This is a genomic window from Escherichia sp. E3659 (assembly GCF_005781135.1).
Lineage (GTDB): Bacteria > Pseudomonadota > Gammaproteobacteria > Enterobacterales > Enterobacteriaceae > Escherichia.
On sequence record NZ_VATQ01000015.1, the window covers coordinates 270,806 to 287,101 of the forward strand.

At 53.8% G+C, this 16,296-nt stretch carries 14 protein-coding genes; 7 read left to right on the top strand and 7 right to left on the bottom strand.

What is annotated here, in order from left to right; genetic code table 11:
• Nucleotides 1-38 precede the first annotated feature (38 nt).
• Entirely contained in the window at nucleotides 39-428 is a 390-nt protein-coding gene (locus FEK47_RS13330; RefSeq protein WP_000023754.1) for a RidA family protein, read from the bottom strand.
• A gap of 9 nt (nucleotides 429-437) precedes the next feature.
• On the bottom strand, nucleotides 438-1,880 hold the full coding sequence (locus tag FEK47_RS13335) for a D-aminoacylase (RefSeq protein WP_135486711.1): 1,443 nt from the start codon (nucleotides 1,878-1,880) through the stop codon (nucleotides 438-440).
• 200 nt (nucleotides 1,881-2,080) lie between these two features.
• Here FEK47_RS13335 and FEK47_RS13345 point away from each other — a divergent pair, with 200 nt between their 5' ends.
• Complete coding sequence (locus FEK47_RS13345; protein ID WP_135486712.1) at nucleotides 2,081-3,301, top strand: amino acid deaminase; 1,221 nt, start codon at nucleotides 2,081-2,083, stop codon at nucleotides 3,299-3,301.
• 58 nt (nucleotides 3,302-3,359) lie between these two features.
• On the opposite strand, the gene FEK47_RS13350 is transcribed toward FEK47_RS13345, so the two are convergent.
• The 5 genes from FEK47_RS13350 to FEK47_RS13370 all read right to left on the bottom strand — a co-directional run bounded on the left by FEK47_RS13350 (nucleotide 3,360) and on the right by FEK47_RS13370 (nucleotide 9,519).
• Nucleotides 3,360-4,370 (bottom strand): Ldh family oxidoreductase, encoded by a 1,011-nt coding sequence (locus FEK47_RS13350; protein ID WP_135486713.1) that lies wholly within the window; start codon nucleotides 4,368-4,370, stop codon nucleotides 3,360-3,362.
• Between the two features lie 11 nt (nucleotides 4,371-4,381).
• Nucleotides 4,382-5,983, bottom strand: a complete 1,602-nt coding sequence (locus FEK47_RS13355) for an APC family permease (protein ID WP_130204740.1) — start codon at nucleotides 5,981-5,983, stop codon at nucleotides 4,382-4,384.
• An 11-nt stretch (nucleotides 5,984-5,994) separates the two neighbouring features.
• Nucleotides 5,995-7,605: an aldehyde dehydrogenase (NADP(+)) gene (locus FEK47_RS13360; protein WP_135486714.1), complete on the bottom strand. Its 1,611-nt coding sequence runs from the start codon at nucleotides 7,603-7,605 to the stop codon at nucleotides 5,995-5,997.
• A gap of 14 nt (nucleotides 7,606-7,619) precedes the next feature.
• Nucleotides 7,620-8,540 (bottom strand): dihydrodipicolinate synthase family protein, encoded by a 921-nt coding sequence (locus FEK47_RS13365; protein WP_130204736.1) that lies wholly within the window; start codon nucleotides 8,538-8,540, stop codon nucleotides 7,620-7,622.
• A gap of 151 nt (nucleotides 8,541-8,691) precedes the next feature.
• Nucleotides 8,692-9,519, bottom strand: a complete 828-nt coding sequence (locus FEK47_RS13370; protein WP_130221703.1) for an AraC family transcriptional regulator — start codon at nucleotides 9,517-9,519, stop codon at nucleotides 8,692-8,694.
• Between the two features lie 311 nt (nucleotides 9,520-9,830).
• Between FEK47_RS13370 and FEK47_RS13375 the strand changes: the two genes are divergently transcribed.
• The 6 genes from FEK47_RS13375 (at nucleotide 9,831) to FEK47_RS13400 (ending at nucleotide 16,296) form a co-directional block, all read left to right on the top strand.
• Nucleotides 9,831-10,778, top strand: coding sequence for a 4-hydroxyproline epimerase (locus FEK47_RS13375; RefSeq protein ID WP_135486715.1), 948 nt, complete (start codon nucleotides 9,831-9,833; stop codon nucleotides 10,776-10,778).
• Nucleotides 10,775-11,884, top strand: a complete 1,110-nt coding sequence (locus FEK47_RS13380) for an FAD-dependent oxidoreductase (RefSeq protein WP_135486716.1) — start codon at nucleotides 10,775-10,777, stop codon at nucleotides 11,882-11,884. The genes FEK47_RS13375 and FEK47_RS13380 overlap by 4 nt, the downstream gene beginning before the upstream one ends.
• Nucleotides 11,881-12,144 carry a (2Fe-2S)-binding protein gene (locus tag FEK47_RS13385; protein WP_000017085.1) on the top strand — a complete coding sequence of 88 codons (264 nt, stop codon included), beginning with the start codon at nucleotides 11,881-11,883 and terminating at the stop codon, nucleotides 12,142-12,144. The genes FEK47_RS13380 and FEK47_RS13385 overlap by 4 nt, the downstream gene beginning before the upstream one ends.
• Entirely contained in the window at nucleotides 12,125-13,390 is a 1,266-nt protein-coding gene (locus FEK47_RS13390) for an FAD/NAD(P)-binding oxidoreductase (protein WP_135486717.1), read from the top strand. The genes FEK47_RS13385 and FEK47_RS13390 overlap by 20 nt, the downstream gene beginning before the upstream one ends.
• A 502-nt stretch (nucleotides 13,391-13,892) precedes the next feature.
• Nucleotides 13,893-16,043, top strand: coding sequence for a pyruvate/proton symporter BtsT (gene btsT / locus FEK47_RS13395; protein ID WP_001309197.1), 2,151 nt, complete (start codon nucleotides 13,893-13,895; stop codon nucleotides 16,041-16,043).
• Nucleotides 16,044-16,092: 49 nt separating this feature from the next.
• Nucleotides 16,093-16,296 carry a YbdD/YjiX family protein gene (locus FEK47_RS13400; protein ID WP_000467859.1) on the top strand — a complete coding sequence of 68 codons (204 nt, stop codon included), beginning with the start codon at nucleotides 16,093-16,095 and terminating at the stop codon, nucleotides 16,294-16,296.

Sequence of the window (16,296 nt, forward strand, 5' to 3'; positions counted from 1 at the left end):
CACTCAATTGCGGTCTGTTTTTTTAATTCTTAAATTTATTAGCGGGTCGCGTTATAACAGGTCACATCGACTTCGACTTTACAATCGACAACCAGATCAGCCACACAACAAATACGTGCAGGCGGATTTTCGCCAAAAAATTCTCTGAATACTTTATTAAATGACTGGAAATAGCGGGCGTCGGTCAGGATCACTTTCACGTGAACCACATCCGCCAGGCTATAACCGGCTTCAGTCATGATGTCGACACAGTTTTGGATCGCCAGTCGTGACTGTTCAACGATACCGCCTTCTACCACTTCACCATTTTTCATGGGTGTTTGCCCGGAGACGTACAGCCAGCCGCCCGCCTCAACCGCCCTGGCAAACGGCAAATGCTGCCCGCCAGTGCCTGTTCCACCTTCCGTACCGTAACGTTTGATGCTCATATTCACTCCTTAATGTGAGGTCTGGCGGCGCAGGAAACGCCCCGCACGGCCTGTAATGTGTTTATCGCGACCATAGCTCATAACGCCATTTACCATCACCGCTTCAATGCCATCTGCCGGGCGTTTGGGATCAGAAAAACTGGCAACATCACGAATGGTTTGTGGATCGAACAGCACCAGGTCCGCAAAGTAGCCGACTTTCACCAGCCCACGCAGGGGCAGACGAAAACGGCTGGCAGAAAGCCCGGTCATTTTGTGGATAGCCGTGGTCAACGGGAATAAGCCTTCATCACGGCAATAGTGACCCAGCACGCGAGGGAAAGCGCCCCATAAACGCGGATGCGGCATGGGATCATTAGGCAGGCCGTCAGAGCCAATCATACTAACCGGATAACTCAACACTCGGCGGACGTCGCGCTCGTCCATGTTGTAATAGATAGCCCCGGCAGGCATCAGCAGCTTCGCGGCCTCCAGCATACTCATCTGCCAGTCGATGGCGATTTGTGCCAGTGTCTTCCCGGCCTGCTGCGGATGTGTTTGTGACCATGTGATCACAATATCGAATTCGTCGGTGACTTGTTTGAGATCCAGCGTTGAAGAGCTGGCCGAGTAAGGGTAGACATCGCAGCCAATTTCCTGGTGTTGACGCATTTGGTCAAAAAAAGCCAACGTTTCTTTTGTCCGCCCCCAGTTTTTCGCCCCAGCGCATTTATGGTGGGAAACCACGACAGGCACTTTGCCATGACGCCCAATACGAAACGCCTCATCCAGCGCATCCAGAATCGGTTCGAATTCAGAACGCAGATGAGTGGTATAAACCCCCTTCTCACCTGCCAGTTCTTCCGCCAGCGCCATCACCTCTTCGGTAGTCGCCTGAAATGCGGTGGCATAAGCCAGTCCGGAACTTAACCCCAGCGCCCCCTGACTCAACGCCAGACGTAAGTCGGCACGCATGGCGGCAATTTCATCCGCCGTCGCCGGGCGAAACAAGTCGTCCATATGATTATTACGCAGCGCCGTATGACCAATCAGCGTGCCAACGTTCAGTGACGGTCTGGCTGCTTCCACTGCCTGGGCATAGCTTTCAACGGTGGGATAAATAAAGTGCTCCGCTTCCCCCAACAGATTCATCGGGTCAGGGACTTCGCCTTTCATTTTCGCCGACGCTGCACTGATCCCGCAGTTGCCGACAATCACCGTGGTGATCCCCTGGCTGATTTTTGGCAGATATTCCGGGATACGGATAACGTTGATATCGTCATGGGTATGAACGTCGATAAACCCTGGTGCCAGCACCCGTCCTTCACCGTCAATGACCTGCTGCGCCGTAACGTTAAGCGCAGGGGCAATATCAACAATCCGATCACCTGTTATTGCCACGTCACCGCGAAATTCAGGGCCGCCGCTGCCGTCGATAACCGTCACATTTTTGAATAACCAGTCAACCTGCATGTTCGTCACTCCATTTCTGCAATGGTGACAAGTTAACCATTTACAAGGATGAAAAACAGTGGAAAACTACGCAAAAGCCAGATGATTTTCTGATACTTTTATTCATAAATCATAAGATAAATAAACTAAATATTTATATTTCATTTAGTTATAAATGATACTCACATCCGATACGGTGAAATCTTTAAAAGGTGAATGTTATGAAATACCACTCTGAGCCTCTGGTTCCCCATAAATCTGCACTGATGCAAATGCCCGCAAATATCCTTGCCGAAGATGTTTGTTTACCTGCCGCGATCATTAAAAAGCAGGCCCTGGAGAACAACATTACGTGGATGCAGCGTTATGCTGACGCGCGCGGCGTTTCACTGGCACCGCACGGTAAAACCACCATGACGCCGTGGATTTTTCAGGCGCAGCAGGCGGCAGGCGCCTGGGCAATAGGTGTCGGTAGCGCGTGGCAGGCTGGTGCAGCAATGGCGAGCGGTATTCAGCGAGTGCTGATGGTTAACCAGTTGGTCGGCAAGGCGAATATGCAATTGATTGCCCAGTTGCAACGGCATTACCCGACGGTCGATTTTATCTGCTGTATCGACAGCATTGAGAACGCCCGCGCTTTGTCCGCCTTTTTTGCCAGCCAGCAACAGACGCTGAACGTGATGATTGAACTGGGGGTTCCCGGCGGGCGCTGTGGTTGCCGCTCAACGGATGCCGCACTGGCACTGGCTAAGCAGGCGGCCCAATTACCAGGATTACGTCTGCGAGGGCTTGAGTTATATGAAGGTGTTTTACACGGTGACGATCCGCAACCGCAGGTAGAAGCTCTGCTGCGGGATGCCGCACAACTGGCCTGTGATATGGCGAGTCTGGTTGATGGCGAGTTTATTCTCACCGGAGCAGGCACGGTCTGGTATGACGTGGTGTGCAATATCTGGCTGGCGGCAGAAAAACCGACTAACTGCCGGATCGTCATTCGCCCAGGCTGCTACATCACCCATGACGCAGGGATCTACGACATCGCGCAACAGCAATTGATCGCCCGCGATCCTGTGGCTTGCGATCTGGCAGGCGATCTCACATCTGCACTGGAACTGGTCGCCATGGTGCAATCGGTGCCAGAGGCCGATCGTGCGGTAGTTAATTTTGGTAAGCGTGATTGCGCCTTCGACGCCGGACTGCCGCAACCAGTCGCCCACTACCGCAACGGCAAGCCACTGGCGTTTGATCCTGAGGCTATTCGCAGTGTCGGCATTATGGATCAGCACTGTATGTTGCAACTGTCAGCTAATAGCGACGTGCAGGTGGGGGATATTCTGGTGTTTGGCACATCGCATCCGTGCCTGACCTTCGACAAATGGAAAACGTTGTTATTAACTGATGACGACTACAACGTACTGGCAGAGCTGGATACGTTGTTTTGATAGCGCAGATGGCGGGATCCTTCCCGCCATTAATTGTATGTATATCCTTTAATATCTATCAGCTACTTAAGGATCGAATATCGTCATAGAGTGATTGGCTGATCTCTACACCCTGTTGCTCACTGCGCAATCGTGCCTGGTAGCGGCGTTCTCCCGGCAGGCGCACGCCCTGTGCCTGCATCTGACTAAACAGCGTTTCCGCCCTTGCCAGATGTCTCCCGGCATCCTCACCAAGAAAACGCTGCGGATCGAGTGCCAGGATCAACTCTCCACCATATGGCAAACCACCTGCACCGTTATCCCATGCAAGAGACTCAGCACTGGTCATATCGCCAATCAGTGGCCCCGCAATCAGCTCCACCATCGCTGCCAGTGCCGAACCTTTATGACCGCCGAAGGTTAACATTGCTCCGTCCAGCACAGCTTGTGGATCGGTGGTGGCATTGCCATTACTGTCGATCCCCCAACCTTCAGGAAGTGATTTCCCGGCTCGCTGATGTAACTGAATCTCCCCGCGTGCCGCCGCACTGGTCGCCATATCAAAAATAAATGGCGGCTGTTTGTCGCGCGGCCAACCAAACGCGATTGGGTTAGTACCAAAAAGAGGTTTGCGCCCCCCTTTCGGCGCAACCCAGGCATGGCTTGGCGTGGTCGCCAGCGCCACCAGTCCGACTTCAGTCAGCGGTTCAACATCCGCAAATAAGGCGGAGTAGTGAACACAATGATTAATCGCCAGTGCTGCAATCCCGCACTGACGCGTTTTCTCGATCAGTAACGGCAGTGCCTGCTGATAAGCCAACAGCGAATAGCCACCTTTGGCATCGGCCTTAACGATTGCCGGCGCCTGAGATTCCACTGTCGGCAGAGCATCGGCAGAGACTTTCCCTTTTCGCAGCGTGTCAACAATCCCCAGCAGTCGCCATAAACCGTGCGAGGCACAGCCGTCGCGCTCCCCGGCGGTAACGTTTTTCGCAATCACCACCGCATGTTGCTCACTAAATCCGTTACTGATGAGCGCATGATAGGCTAGTGCGTAAGCCTCTGATAATGAGAGGATTACTCTATCCATTTTCTACTCCTTTATTCTTCTTCATCCCCGTTAAAGTTCGCCCGAGGAAGACAGGTGTATGCGCCCCAGTAATAAATTCCCAACGACATCAGCGCGACGACGATAGTATCCCACGGGTGACCTATAATGCCGCTACCGCCAAAACTACCCAACCAGGAAAACAGCATAATCAGGGCATAGAAGGCAATAAGCCACAATGAAGATTTAATCTGCTGCGCCAGGCTGACATGCTGAACAGGCACTTTCGACTTACAAACCACGTAAACCACAAACATTACGATTTGTAGCCCCAGCAGCCAGGAAAGCGTTCCCCAACCAGACCAAAAAACAATCAGCGCGGAAATCATAAAAGAGAGTGGGCCGAGGACCGCAAAACCACGAACGCGGAACGGGCGCGGCATATCTGGTGCATTACGACGCAGCCCGGCAGCTGTCACTGGCGCGATGGCGTAGCTCAGTACCAGAGCCGCAGAAACCACGCTAATCAATTGCTCCCACGACGGGAACGGCAGCGTCCAGAAGATAGATAAACCAAACGTCAGCCACAGTGCCGGACGTGGAATACCTGACTCCTTATCGATATGAGTAAAGGTTTTAAAGAATGTTCCCGCCTTCGCCCAGCCATAGATCACGCGCGGTGTCGCATTCATGTAAATATTGCCAGTGCCGCTGGGAGACACAATAGCATCACATACCACCATAAATGCCAGCCAGCCCATCCCAAGGGTAATGGCGATATCACGATACGGCAGCGAATAGTTCTTACTGATCTCCGCCCAACCCCCACTTAGCGATTCAGTAGGAATGCTGCCCAAAAAGGCTATCTGCAGCAGAACGTAGATGATGGTCGAGAGAATTACCGAGAGGATCAGCGCAAATGGGATGGTACGTTGCGGATTTTGCGCCTCGCTGGCAACGGAGATAATCGGTGTCAGCCCAAGGTAAGCGAAGATAATCCCACCCGCGCTAATTGCCGCTTCCACTCCCGACATACCAAATGGAGCCATACCCTGTATATGCAGATTCTCCGGTTTGAAGAAGGCAAATAACGTTATTACCACCAGCAACGGCACCAGAAACTTCAGCACACTAATAAAATTGTTCGAGCGGGCGAACGTTTTGACACTGTAGTAGTTCAGGGCAAAAAAGAAGCACAACAGTAAGAACTGCACCACCCAGCCTAACAGCGTCGGGTCACTGCTCCCCGTCTGCGTCAGCGCCGGAAACCAGGCGGCAGCATATTGCCGTGCGGCTACAATCTCAATGGAGATCAGGCTGGAGAAGGCAATCAGGGTAATAAAACCCAGCAGATAGCCCATCAATTCACCGTGCGAAAATACCGGGTAACGAATAATACCGCCCGCGCGGGGAAGCGCCGCCCCCAGTTCGCAGTAAATAATCCCCAGTAGCAACACCGCAAAACCGCCAATAACCCAGGAAGCAATCCCGGCTGGGCCAGCGATCGATGCGACATGGCTGGCAGCAAACAGCCAGCCAGAACCAAAAATCGCCCCCAGACCAATAAAGGTCAAGTCGGTGAGCGTTAACTGCTTTTTAAACTTCCCCGACTCAACAACGACGGTTTGCGTGCTTTGGGTAGAAGGAATTGTCATAGTGATGCCCTTCAATGAGTCAACAAGGAGGAAATGGCTTCCCGGGTCCACTGGCCGTTAACCAGGCGCAGCAGGTTTAATGGATTACTGTCCTGCAACGCAGGCGGTAATAGCGCAGCGGGTGCATTTTGCAGGCATACCGGGCGCAGAAAACGAGTAATGGACAGCGTGCCTACGGACGTGCCGCGCGCGTCGGTGGTTGCCGGGAACGGACCACCGTGTACCATGGCATCGCAAACCTCGACGCCGGTGGGATAGCCGTTGAACAATACGCGTCCGGCTTTATCAGCCAACAACGGCAATAAACGACCAGCCAGTTGCCGGTCATCCTCATCCGCCTGAAGTGTGGCAGTAAGTTGCCCTTGCAGAGCGTTAATCACCTGCAACAACTCCGCTTCATCAGCGGCTTCAACCACAATCGCGAGCGGCCCGAACACTTCCTCCTGCAACAGAGGATCTTTTTCAAGTACGCTTGCCACCTGAGCCTGATAGAGACGAGCTTCTGCACGTCCGGCCTGATGATTATCGTCCCCCGCCAAACACTGAATTGTCGGATGTCCTGCCAGTTTCTCTACGCTGTGGCGATAGTGCTCAAGCGTGGAGGCGTTAAGCATGAGTTGCGGTGAGGCGGCATTCACTTTCTCAATCAGTTGCTGCAAAAAGTCCGCGTTTTTCTCCCCCTTCAGCAACACAACCAAGCCTGGTTTAGTGCAGAACTGTCCACATCCCAGCGTGAACGACGCGACTAAATCGCGGGCCAGCGTATCGGCACGTACTGATAGCGCCTGCGGCAGAATGAAAAAGGGATTGAGAGCCGACATTTCGGCAAAAACCGGTATCGGCTGTGGACGCTGTTGGGCCAAACGAAAGAGCGCCATGCCACCACGTAATGAGCCGGTAAAACCCACCGCCTGAATTGCGGGATGTTTCACCAGTTCAGCACCGATATCAGTACCGAAAATCATATTGAATACGCCTGCGGGCATGGCGCATTTAGTCACGGCACGAGCGATCGCTGACGCGATAATTTCTGCCGTTGCCATATGCCCAGGATGCGCTTTCACCACTACCGGGCATCCTGCAGCCAGTGCCGCTGCTGTATCACCACCGGCGGTAGAAAAAGCGAGTGGAAAGTTGCTGGCACCAAATACCGCCACCGGCCCGAGAGCCGTTTTATACTGGCGCAAATCCGGTCGAGGCAAAGGCTGACGCTCCGGCAACGCAGTATCAATTCTTACCTCAAACAGATCGCCCCGACGTAATAACCCGGCAAACATGCGCATCTGCCCGCTGGTTCTTGCCCGCTCTCCCTGTAAACGCGCCAGGGGTAACGCTGTCTCCTGATGTGCCGTAGCGAACAGTTCGTCGCCTGCCGCATCAAGTTCATCGGCGATGGTTTCTAAAAAATCGGCACGTTGCCCGGCACTGGTCTGTGAATAGCGCACAAAAGCCTGTTGCGCCGCAATAGCCGCCTGCGCGGCCTCCTCCACGGAGGCCGGGTAAAAACGTTGCCCGGTAGGTTCGCCATCCTGCGCTCGCAGGCTGACCAGCGACGGTTCACCGCTGGCAACACGTTGCCCGGCGATGAACTGTTGCCCGGTGAAAGGGAAAGTTTCAGTCATAGTCTCTCCCCACCTCAAAGGCCCACGTCCGGCAGCGCAGGGCGAGTCGCCAGCGCTTTCTCAACTATCGCCACAACCTGGGCACGCGTTTCACCTTCCAGCGCCAGACGCGGCGGGCGAGTAACCTCACTGCCACGCCCCAACAGGGCTTCGCACAGCTTGATACACTGCACCAAGTCAGGACGCGCATCGAGATGCAGCAGCGGCATAAACCAGCGATACAGCGCCATAGCCTCGTCAAAACGCTGTTGTTTTGCTAAACGGAACAACGTCTCACCTTCGCGTGGGAAGGCGTTTGACATCCCGGAAATCCAGCCTTCAGCGCCCACCGCAATGCTCTCAACCACGACATCATCCAGCCCTGCAAACAGCACAAAGCGATCTCCTACCGCATTGCGAAGATCGATAAAGCGACGAGTATCACCAGAGGAATCTTTAAAGCAGACAATATTTTCGCAATCAGCGAGTGTTTCCAGGATATCAGGGGTGACATCGTTTTTATAAATCGGTGGGTTGTTATAGACCATGATCGGCAGGTCGGTCGCCATTGCCACACTGCGGAAGTGCGCTGCAGTTTCATGGGGCTTAGACGAGTAAACCAAAGCAGGCATCACCATAACGCCATCAACACCGACCTTCTCGGCCTCTTTTGCCATCGTCCGGGCAAAGGCGGTGGTGAACTCAGCAACCCCGGCAATCACCGGAATTTTTCCGCCAGCAGCATCTTTCGCGACTTCGATGATTTGCAGTTTTTCCTGAGTGGTAAGTGACGTGTTTTCTCCTACGCTACCGCACACTACCAGGCCAGAAACCCCGTCTTTAACCAGGTTTTTCATCACCGCATGGGTGGCATCCAAATCAAGTGAGTAATCACTACGGAACTGAGTGCTAACCGCCGGAAAAACGCCACTCCAGTTAATCGCTTTATTGCTCATCTTTGGTTTCCTTATTGTCAACCTGTTGCGTTAATGTGAATTAAAAGTGAATTATCATTAACAGATTGACCTCTCCTTGCGCTGGCGGCTTGTCGGTTTTCTTTCCCCAGGATGACGAAATTAGCACAATGCCCGGTTGCGATTTGTCGTGCTACCCGACCAACGTCATCCGAAAATCACGCGGTGTTGAGCCTGTCATCGCCTTAAATTGACGGCTGAACGCACTGTGGTCGGTATAACCGCACTGCAAAGCGATATCGGTAATCGGCGTAGTTCCGGCAAGCAACTCCGTGGCCTTTTCCAGTCGAACTTTGTGGATCATCTGGCGAGGAGTCAGGTGAAAAATCCGCTTACAGTAGCGTTCAATTTGCGCCACAGACATTCCGCTCATTTCAGTCAACTCTTCCATAGAGATCGCGCGGTGGTAGTGATTGCGAATGTGCTCATCGATGATCGCCAGACGTTGCCAGGCAGGATGACGCGCATGTGCCTCCTGGAGATCATGTGATATCCCCGCCATTCCGATCACACGCCCCTGCATATCGCGCAGTGCCAGTTTCTGTGTCAGGCACCAGCCGCGTTCGCGCCCGTTATAGAGATGCATCTCCAGTTGATCACGTAACGCAACCCCTTCGCGTAGCACACGCAGATCCTGTTCGGTATATCCTCGTCCCAGCGCAGAAGGGAAAACATCTGCCGATGTCTTCCCCAGTAGCGATGTCACGTTTTTAAACCCGCAGCGTCGCGCCAATGTCATATTGACTAACAGATAACGGGCCTGCACATCCTTAATAAAAAACACCACATTAGGAATGGCGTTAAGAAGTGGCGCAATCAGCGCCAGTGCATTTAACAATGCCTGAATATTTTGTGGACGCTGCCGCGCCAGCCCCTCGCAAATTTGACTAAGTTCATCAACGGCCAGCGCAGTTTCTTCACAAGGGGAAAACTCAATAGTCTGATGACATATGCTGGACATAGCTGTTCCTCATAGCGATTGAGGATGAATGTTTATTAACCTTTAGTTAACATGACAAGTACTGAACGCGCATTTTGCGATCCTTCCGTGTATTTCCACTTTCCGTTGCTCTCACTACTGACGAACGCTTGTTCTTGGTCTAACACATCACTAACAAGATGATTAATATTAAAAAAATATGACCACTCCTGGTGTCGCGAAATAATTCACTGTGCTGATTTCGTCATTTCCCTTGCAGAAACCCTTCAAGCGATAAAGTTGCAATTACGCCAGCATTTAGAAACATTTCGTTAACCACATGGAGCCAGAGCATGCATGTTCCTCACCAAATCACTGAACTCAGGGCTATCGACTCCCATACCGGAGGCGAGCCGACCCGGTTGATTATTGATGGCTTTCCCGATCTCGGTAGCGGCAGCATGGCCGAACGGCGCGAACGTTTTGCCCGGGAATTTGACAGTTGGCGCAAAGCCATAATTCTTGAGCCACGCGGCAACGACGTGCTGGTCGGCGCGCTACTGTGTGAGCCGGTTTCCCCTCATGCCACGGCGGGTGTCATCTTTTTCAATAATGCCGGATACCTGAATATGTGTGGGCACGGCACTATCGGGCTTGTTGCTTCACTGGCCTGGTTAGGTCGTATTAAACCAGGCGTTCATCGCATTGAAACCCCTGTTGGAGATGTAAACGCCACATTGCATGACGATGGCAGTGTGTCAGTTGAAAACGTTCCGGCCTGGCGCTGGCAAAAACAGGTAAGTGTGGAAACGGCGGTGGGTACAGTTACAGGTGATATCGCCTGGGGTGGCAACTGGTTTTTTCTTATTAATGATCATCCATTTGATATTGTGCCGGAACAGATCCCGCAGTTAACTGAATACGCCTGGGCGGTACGGGAAGGACTCGATAATGCGGTGATCGTCGGTGAAAATGGTGGCATTATCGATCATATCGAACTTTTTGCCGATGACGATCAGGCGGATAGCCGTAGCTTCGTCCTTTGCCCAGGCAAAGCGTGGGATCGTTCTCCCTGTGGCACAGGTACCAGCGCCAAGTTGGCCTGTCTGGCAGAGGACGGAAAACTCGCCCCCGGCGATATCTGGCGCCAGGCCAGTATTATTGATAGCCAGTTTACGGCTCACTATGCCCGCCATGGCGAGAAGATTATCCCCACCATTCGTGGAGAAGCCTGGGTATGTGGCGACAATCGCCTGCTCCTTAATTCGGACGATCCCTTCTGCTGGGGGATTAGCCTGTGAACAGCACGGAGGTCATTGTCATCGGCGCAGGCATTATCGGGGCCGCCTGCACATGGCAACTGGCAAAACGTGGGGTGAGAGTCACGTTAATTGACGACGGCCGAGCCGGAGCTACGGCTGCAGGAATGGGGCATCTGGTCTGTATGGATGATGATCCCGCAGAACTGACGCTCTCTGCCTGGTCGCTGGAACTGTGGCGCACGTTGACGCCTCAGTTACCGGAAAGCTGTGCCTGGCGCGGCTGTGGCACATTGTGGCTGGCGGAAACACCAGAAGAACTGGAAATTGCCCGAGAGAAGCAGCGACGTCTGGCATCGCAGAAAGTAAACAGCGAAATGCAAAGCGCCGCACAATTGGCCGAGCGAGAAGTTATGCTACGCCCGGGGCTATCCGGCGGGTTATGGGTGCCGGGCGATGGCATCGTCTATGCCCCAAACGTTGCCCGTTGGTTTATTGCCAATGCGGGCGATAAGCTGACACATCTGGTTGATCCCGCCATTCGTCTGGAAGAACCAACAGTGACATTACAGAGCGGTCGCCAGGTACGCGCCGACGCGATCGTCATCGCCAGTGGTCTGGGGGCCAATACGTTACTGGGGGAGCCATGGCTGCGCGCGAAGAAAGGCCAACTGGCGATTACTGATCGCTATGGTCCACTGGTCAATCACCAACTGGTTGAACTTGGCTACGGCGCCAGTGCTCACGGCGGCGGCACGTCAGTGGCCTTTAATGTGCAGCCTCGTCCCACCGGCCAACTGCTGATTGGCTCTTCGCGTCAGTTCGATAACCAGGATCGCGAACTGGACCTTCCACTCCTGGCCGCGATGCTGTCCAGAGCGCAACACTTTCTGCCGTCTCTGGCAACGCTCAATATTATTCGTTGCTGGAGCGGTTTTCGCGCCGCCTCGCAGGATGGCAATCCCCTTCTCGGCCCGCATCCTTCCCGTGCTGGCGTCTGGCTGGCTCTTGGTCATGAAGGGCTTGGCGTGACCACTGCCCCCGCCAGCGCGTCGCTGTTAGCCGCACAGTTGCTGGGTGAACGTAGCCTCGTATCTCCTGCCCCCTGGCTACCCGCCAGACTTATCTCCCTGGAGGCCAGCGCATGAGTGGCACCATTCGAATTTTTATTGCCGGACAGCCCTGGTTTGTCCCGACGGGTATTAGCGTAGCGGCGGCACTGGCCTTAACTGATAACCCCATTACGCGCCTTTCGGTGAGCGGGCAACCACGTACACCCTTCTGCGGCATGGGCGTTTGCCAGGAGTGTCGGGTGAGCGTTAATGGTCGTCGGGTACCAGGTTGTCAGACCCTTTGCCAGCCAGACATGCAGATTGAAAGGAGCGGATATGCAGACCTTACAGTGTGACATTTTAATACTCGGTGCAGGCCCGGCGGGGCTATCAGCTGCTCTGGCCGCAGCAAAGTGCGATAAGCAGGTCATCATTCTTGATGATAATCCGCGTCCTGGCGGTCAAATCTGGCGCGATGGCCCACAAAGTCAGCTTCCTCCACTGGCCCGCCATTACCGCGATGCCGTTGCCAACGAATCGCGGATTCGTGTGCTCAACGGAGCGAGGTTAATCGCCCGCCGCAGCGAAAATTGTATACTGTTCGAAACTGCAGAAGACTACGGCACAGTAAGCTGGAATAAGCTGATTCTCTGCTGCGGTGCTCGTGAACTTGCATTACCGTTTCCAGGCTGGACGCTGCCCGGTGTCAGTGGCGCGGGTGGGTTACAGGCACAAGTGAAACAGGGGCTGCACATGGCGAATCAAAAAGTGGTTATTGCCGGAAGCGGGCCACTATTACTGGCCGTTGCTGACACCGTTCGCCGTGCCGGAGGCGAAGTGGTGGCGATTGTGGAACAAGCCCCACGCGCAGCGCTATTGCGCTTTGGCCTCGGGCTATGGCGTTGGCCGGGTAAGCTGCGCCAACTGGCGACACTATTTCCTCGTCGTTATCTCAGTGCAAGCCAGGTTATCGCTGCTCACGGCGACGCCACATTGCGTGCTGTTACCCTCCGACACAATGGTAGGGAAATCACACTGCCATGCGACAAATTGGCTATTGGCTATGGTCTGGTGCCTAATCTTGAACCAGGGTTGTTCTTCAATTGTGTCATCAGCAATGATGCCGTGCAGGTGGATGAACTTCAGCGAACCTCGGTTAAAAACATCTATGCAGCCGGTGAATGTACTGGATTTGGTGGCAGTGAACTGGCGCTGATAGAAGGTGAGATAGCCGGACTTTGTGCGGCCGATCGCGCCCATGAAACCAGGTTTCTGCAACAAAAACGTGCCGGGTGGCAGCGCTTCGCCCTTGCACTTCATAAAACCTTTGCCCTGCCCGAAAGTCTCAAGCGCGTTGCGACACCAGAAACGCTGCTTTGCCGCTGCGAAGACATTCGCTGTAGCGATGTAGAGCAAGCACAAAGCTGGCTGCAGGCCAAATTAACGACCCGCTGCGGCATGGGAGCCTGTCAGGGGAGAACCTGCGCCGCTACCGCTCGATGGTTGTACGGCTGGCCATTACCGCAACCGCGAGAACCCCTTTCCCCCTCTCGCAGCGAAACGTTAATTGCCCTGGCGCACCAGCCACCTTCACCACATTAAATCCCTGATAAGGATTTGACGTTAATGGCTTATCCGGTCTGGTAAATCCTACAAATTCAATACATTGCAGAATCTATCCAGGCCAGATAAGCATGGCGCATCTGGCAATTATTGAGGCGCAAACGAGAAATCTATCCAGGCAAAAAAAATTCGTGATCTCAATCACATATTAGCCTAATGAATAATTCTTGCCCAACCGCTCACCGCCATTCCTGACCGCTTACGTCCCTAATATAACCACTCAGTTATTTACCTTACTTTACGCGCGCGTAACTCTGGCAACATCACTGCAGGATAGCGGTCAATTTACCTCCTCAAACGCAACGCAAACCTAGAACGGCTTCGGCCTATGATTAACAAATTACTCTATGGATTTTGTTTTGCAGGAAGGCAGCAAGTGAGTGAATCCCCGGGAGCTTACAACAGTAAGTGACAGGGGTGAACGAACGCAGCTGCCGCACCTGTAAGCCAAAAGACGACGAGTAAAATGCCAGGTTTTACTATGGATACGAAAAAACTATTCAAGCACATACCCTGGGTGATTCTCGGAATCATCGGTGCATTCTGCCTCGCGGTAGTTGCATTACGTCGGGGGGAGCACGTCAGCGCCCTGTGGATCGTGGTCGCCTCTGTGTCGGTGTATCTGGTGGCGTATCGCTACTACAGTTTGTACATCGCCCAGAAGGTGATGAAACTCGACCCCACGCGCGCGACGCCTGCGGTTATTAACAACGACGGTCTGAACTATGTTCCGACCAACCGTTACGTGTTGTTTGGTCACCACTTCGCCGCTATCGCCGGTGCTGGTCCGCTGGTTGGTCCGGTGCTCGCCGCGCAGATGGGCTACCTGCCTGGCACGCTGTGGCTGCTGGCGGGGGTAGTGCTGGCCGGTGCGGTTCAGGACTTTATGGTGCTGTTTATCTCCTCTCGCCGTAACGGCGCATCTCTCGGTGAGATGATCAAAGAAGAGATGGGACCAGTACCGGGGACTATCGCGCTGTTTGGCTGTTTCTTAATCATGATCATCATCCTTGCCGTCCTGGCGCTGATTGTGGTTAAAGCCCTGGCCGAAAGTCCGTGGGGAGTCTTCACCGTTTGCTCAACCGTACCGATTGCGCTGTTTATGGGTATCTACATGCGCTTTATTCGTCCGGGGCGTGTAGGTGAAGTCTCTGTCATTGGTATCGTGCTGCTGGTTGCCTCTATCTACTTCGGTGGCGTGATTGCTCACGATCCGTACTGGGGTCCGGCACTGACCTTTAAAGACACCACCATTACCTTCGCGCTGATTGGCTATGCGTTTGTTTCCGCATTGCTGCCGGTGTGGCTGATCCTCGCACCGCGCGACTATCTGGCAACCTTCCTGAAAATCGGCGTTATCGTCGGCCTGGCGCTGGGTATCGTGGTGCTGAACCCGGAACTGAAAATGCCTGCGATGACCCAGTACATTGACGGTACTGGCCCGCTGTGGAAAGGCGCTCTGTTCCCGTTCCTGTTCATCACCATCGCCTGTGGTGCGGTATCTGGCTTCCACGCGCTGATCTCTTCCGGTACGACGCCGAAACTGCTGGCTAACGAAACCGACGCGCGTTTCATTGGCTACGGCGCAATGCTGATGGAGTCCTTCGTGGCGATTATGGCGCTGGTTGCTGCGTCCATCATCGAACCGGGTCTTTACTTCGCGATGAACACCCCGCCTGCGGGCCTTGGCATCACCATGCCTAACCTGCATGAAATGGGTGGCGAGAACGCGCCGATCATCATGGCGCAGCTGAAAGACGTTACCGCACACGCGGCAGCGACCGTCAGCTCCTGGGGCTTCGTGATTTCGCCAGAGCAGATCCTGCAAACCGCGAAAGACATTGGTGAGCCTTCTGTCCTGAACCGTGCAGGTGGTGCGCCGACGCTGGCGGTAGGTATCGCACACGTGTTCCACAAAGTGCTGCCGATGGCTGACATGGGCTTCTGGTATCACTTCGGTATTCTGTTCGAAGCACTGTTCATCCTGACCGCGCTGGATGCCGGTACCCGTTCTGGCCGCTTTATGCTGCAAGATCTGCTGGGTAACTTCATCCCGTTCCTGAAAAAAACCGACTCTCTGGTTGCCGGTATCATCGGTACTGCGGGTTGTGTGGGTCTGTGGGGCTACCTGCTGTATCAGGGCGTGGTCGATCCGCTGGGCGGCGTTAAGAGCCTGTGGCCGCTGTTCGGTATCTCCAACCAGATGCTGGCAGCCGTAGCGCTGGTACTGGGTACCGTTGTGCTGATTAAGATGAAGCGCACCCAATACATCTGGGTAACTGTTGTTCCGGCTGTATGGCTGCTTATCTGCACCACCTGGGCGCTGGGCCTGAAACTGTTCAGCACCAACCCGCAGATGGAAGGCTTCTTCTACATGGCGAGCCAGTACAAAGAGAAGATTGCTAACGGTACTGACCTGACGGCGCAGCAGATTGCCAACATGAACCACATCGTTGTGAACAACTACACCAACGCAGGTCTGAGTATTCTGTTCCTGATTGTGGTGTACAGCATCATCTTCTACGGTTTCAAAACCTGGCTGAAGGTGCGTAACAGCGACAAACGTACTGACAAAGAAACACCGTACGTTCCAATCCCGGAAGGCGGCGTGAAGATCTCTTCACACCACTAACCGTGTTTAGCCCCGCTTCGGCGGGGCTTTGTTCTTATCAGAGTGAACTATGTTTGGTAACTTAGGACAGGCAAAAAAATATCTCGGCCAGGCGGCGAAGATGTTGATTGGCATTCCAGACTACGACAACTACGTCGAGCATATGAAGACCAACCATCCCGACAAGCCGTACATGAGCTATGAAGAATTCTTCCGCGAACGCCAGAACGCGCGCTACGGCGGCGATGGTAAAGGCGGTATGCGCTGTTGTTAA

Excerpts from the sequence above, each read along its gene's own strand:
- FEK47_RS13350 (WP_135486713.1), bottom strand. The coding sequence starts at position 4,370 with ATGGATAGAGTAATCCTCTCATTATCAGAGGCTTACGCACTAGCCTAT.
- FEK47_RS13355 (WP_130204740.1), bottom strand. The coding sequence starts at position 5,983 with ATGACAATTCCTTCTACCCAAAGCACGCAAACCGTCGTTGTTGAGTCG.
- FEK47_RS13375 (WP_135486715.1), top strand. The coding sequence starts at position 9,831 with ATGCATGTTCCTCACCAAATCACTGAACTCAGGGCTATCGACTCCCAT.
- btsT (WP_001309197.1), top strand. The coding sequence starts at position 13,893 with ATGGATACGAAAAAACTATTCAAGCACATACCCTGGGTGATTCTCGGA.
- FEK47_RS13400 (WP_000467859.1), top strand. The coding sequence starts at position 16,093 with ATGTTTGGTAACTTAGGACAGGCAAAAAAATATCTCGGCCAGGCGGCG.
- FEK47_RS13365 (WP_130204736.1), bottom strand. The coding sequence starts at position 8,540 with ATGAGCAATAAAGCGATTAACTGGAGTGGCGTTTTTCCGGCGGTTAGC.
- FEK47_RS13390 (WP_135486717.1), top strand. The coding sequence starts at position 12,125 with ATGCAGACCTTACAGTGTGACATTTTAATACTCGGTGCAGGCCCGGCG.
- FEK47_RS13330 (WP_000023754.1), bottom strand. The coding sequence starts at position 428 with ATGAGCATCAAACGTTACGGTACGGAAGGTGGAACAGGCACTGGCGGG.
- FEK47_RS13385 (WP_000017085.1), top strand. The coding sequence starts at position 11,881 with ATGAGTGGCACCATTCGAATTTTTATTGCCGGACAGCCCTGGTTTGTC.
- FEK47_RS13335 (WP_135486711.1), bottom strand. The coding sequence starts at position 1,880 with ATGCAGGTTGACTGGTTATTCAAAAATGTGACGGTTATCGACGGCAGC.
- FEK47_RS13360 (WP_135486714.1), bottom strand. The coding sequence starts at position 7,605 with ATGACTGAAACTTTCCCTTTCACCGGGCAACAGTTCATCGCCGGGCAA.
- FEK47_RS13370 (WP_130221703.1), bottom strand. The coding sequence starts at position 9,519 with ATGTCCAGCATATGTCATCAGACTATTGAGTTTTCCCCTTGTGAAGAA.
- FEK47_RS13345 (WP_135486712.1), top strand. The coding sequence starts at position 2,081 with ATGAAATACCACTCTGAGCCTCTGGTTCCCCATAAATCTGCACTGATG.